Source organism: Oerskovia sp. NPDC056781 (genome assembly GCF_042789955.1).
Lineage (GTDB): Bacteria > Actinomycetota > Actinomycetes > Actinomycetales > Cellulomonadaceae > Oerskovia > Oerskovia rustica.
The window spans coordinates 1-2844 of the sequence record NZ_JBHUAD010000348.1; the positions used below are offsets into that span (position 1 = coordinate 1).

The 2844-nt window shown below is 72.3% G+C and carries 3 protein-coding genes; all 3 read left to right on the forward strand.

The annotated features are described in order from the left end of the window. Positions 1-81 precede the first annotated feature (81 nt). The 3 genes from serS to ACFRCR_RS18180 are packed head-to-tail and all read left to right on the forward strand — an operon-like array spanning position 82 to position 2806. Positions 82-1389 carry a serine--tRNA ligase gene (serS, locus tag ACFRCR_RS18170; protein WP_377679549.1) on the forward strand — a complete coding sequence of 436 codons (1308 nt, stop codon included), beginning with the start codon at positions 82-84 and terminating at the stop codon, positions 1387-1389. Then, complete coding sequence (locus ACFRCR_RS18175) at positions 1386-2333, forward strand: HAD family hydrolase (protein ID WP_377679551.1); 948 nt, start codon at positions 1386-1388, stop codon at positions 2331-2333. The genes serS and ACFRCR_RS18175 overlap by 4 nt, the downstream gene beginning before the upstream one ends. A gap of 26 nt (positions 2334-2359) precedes the next feature. Further along, positions 2360-2806, forward strand: a complete 447-nt coding sequence (locus ACFRCR_RS18180) for a GNAT family N-acetyltransferase (RefSeq protein ID WP_377679553.1) — start codon at positions 2360-2362, stop codon at positions 2804-2806. The last annotated feature ends 38 nt before the right edge of the window (positions 2807-2844 follow it).

Genomic DNA, 2844 nt, shown 5'->3' on the forward strand with positions numbered 1-2844 from the left:
TGACGTCCCCCCGGCGGGCCGGGGCGTCACCCTCGGCGGGCCCCGTGCCGCGCCCTCCCGCACGTTGGATACCCTCTAGTGGTGATCGATCTTCGACTTCTGCGCGACAACCCCGACGTCGTCCGCGCCAGCCAGGTGGCCCGCGGCGACGACCCCGCCCTCGTGGACCAGGCGCTCGACGCCGACTCCCGCCGTCGCAGCGCGCTGACGGACTTCGAGCAGATGCGCGCCGAGCAGAAGTCCCTGGGCAAGAAGGTCGCGCAGGCGAAGGGCGACGAGAAGACCGCCCTGCTCGCGCACACCAAGCAGCTCGCGGAGGGGGTCAAGGCCCGCCAGAAGGACGCTGACGACGCCGAGGCGCAGCTCAAGACGATCCTGTACAAGATCTCGAACGTGATCGAGGGGGCGCCTCCTGGCGGCGAGGACGACTACGTCGTGCTCCGCGAGGAGGGCACCGTCCGCGACTTCGCGGCCGAGGGTTTCACGCCCCGCGACCACCTCGAGCTCGGCGAGGGCCTGCGCGCGATCGACACCGAGCGCGGTGCCAAGGTGTCGGGCGCCCGCTTCTACTACCTGACGGGGGTCGGCGCGCGCCTCGAGCTCGCGCTGCTCAACGCGGCCATGGACCAGGCGACGCAGGCGGGCTTCACGCCCGTCATCACGCCGACGCTCGTGCGTCCCGAGATCATGCAGGGCACGGGCTTCCTGGGCGAGCACGCGGACGAGATCTACCGCCTCGAGGCCGACGACCTGTACCTGGTCGGCACGAGCGAGGTCGCGCTCGCGGGCTACCACTCGGGCGAGATCCTCGACCTGTCGGACGGCCCCAAGCGGTACGCGGGCTGGAGCGCGTGCTACCGCCGCGAGGCCGGTTCGTACGGCAAGGACACGCGAGGCATCATCCGCGTGCACCAGTTCCACAAGGTCGAGATGTTCAGCTACGTCGACCCGGCCGACGCCGAGGCCGAGCACCAGCGTCTCCTCGCCTGGGAGGAGGCCATGCTGCGCAAGTGCGAGCTGCCGTACCGCGTGATCGACACGGCGGCGGGCGACCTCGGGTCGAGCGCGGCCCGCAAGTTCGACTGCGAGGCCTGGCTGCCGACGCAGGAGCGCTACCTCGAGCTGACCTCGACCTCGAACTGCACGACCTTCCAGGCCCGCCGCCTGGGCGTGCGCGAGCGTGTCGAGGTCGACGGGAAGTCCGAGACCCGCACGGTCGCGACGCTCAACGGCACGCTGGGCACGACGCGCTGGATCGTCGCGATCCTCGAGAACCACCAGCAGCCCGACGGCTCGGTCCGCGTCCCGGAGGGCCTGCGGCCCTACCTGGGCGGGCTCGAGGTCCTGGAGCCGGTGGTCGCGTCGGGCTCGTCGAAGGTCACGGCGTGACGGCCGCGCCGGACAGCACGGTCACCACGAGCACCCCCCGGCCCGACGACGTCGCTCCCGCAGGCGCGCCGTCGCGCCCGGGCGAGGTGGCGCCGTCGGGCACGAACGCCCGGGCAGACACGGCCCGTGCCGCGAACCCGGCCCGTCCGGGGGAGGGGCCGCTGCTCGTCGCGCTCGACATCGACGGCACGATCCTGAGCCACGACGACGTCCTGAGCGACGGTGTCGCGGACGCGATCGCGGCCGTGCGCGCGGCGGGGCACCACGTCCTGCTGTCGTCGGGCCGGTCGCTCATCGCGGTGCTGCCCATCGCCGAGCGCCTGGGCCTCGCCGAGGGGTACATGGTGTGCTCGAACGGTGCCGTGACGGCTCGCTTCGACGACGCGTCGCCCACGGGCTACGTGGTCGACGAGATGATCACGTTCAACCCGGAGAACGCGCTGCGGCTCCTGCGCGACCAGCTTCCTGACGCGCTGTTCGCGGTCGAGGACGTGGGTATCGGCTTCCGCATGAACGACCTCTTCCCGCACGGTGAGCTCGACGGCGTGCACGACGTGGTCGACTTCGAGGAGCTGTGGTCGGGTGAGGTCACGCGTGTCGTGGTGCGCAACCCGGGGTCGACGAGCGAGGAGTTCAGCGCGCTGGCCGGGTCCCTGGGGCTGAGCGACGTCACGTACGCGGTGGGCTGGACCGCGTGGATGGACATCGCGCCGCTGGGCGTCACCAAGGCGAGCGCCCTGGAGCGCGTGCGCGGGCTGCTGGGCGTGGCCCCGGGCGCGACCGTGGCCGTGGGTGACGGCAGCAACGACATCGACATGCTGCGCTGGGCGGGTCGCGGGGTGGCCATGGGCCATGCCGAGCCCGAGGTCAAGGCGGCGGCGGACGAGGTCACGGGCAGCATCGACGAGGCCGGTGCGGTCGCGGTGCTGCGCAGCCTGGTCTGAGACGCGCGGGCCGCTAGGCTGCGCGCGTGAGCGACGCAGCGGCCACCACGATCGTCCGACGGGCCACGGCCGACGACCTCGACGCCGTCTGGCCGCTGGCCCGTGACTTCGCGACGTCGTTCACGCCGCGCAGGGAGTCCTTCGAGGCGACGTTCCGCGCGCTCCTGACGGCTCCCGACGCCCTGCTGCTGGTCGTGGAGGGGGCGAGCGGCGTCGTCGGGTACCTGCTCGCGCACCGGCACCCGACGTTCCTCGCCAACGCGCCCGTCGTCTGGGTCGAGGAGCTCATGGTCGACGCGAGCGTGCGCGGCCAGGGGCTGGGACGTCTGCTCATGACGGCGGCGGAGGCGTGGGCCGTCGAGTCCGGTGCCGCCTACGTGTCGCTCGCGAGCAGACGTGCGGGGAGCTTCTACCGGGCGCTGGGCTACGAGGACTCGGCGACGTTCTACAAGAAGCCTGCCCCGCCGAGGTAGACCCGTGCGCGCGAGGTAGACCTCCCGGAGGTCTACCT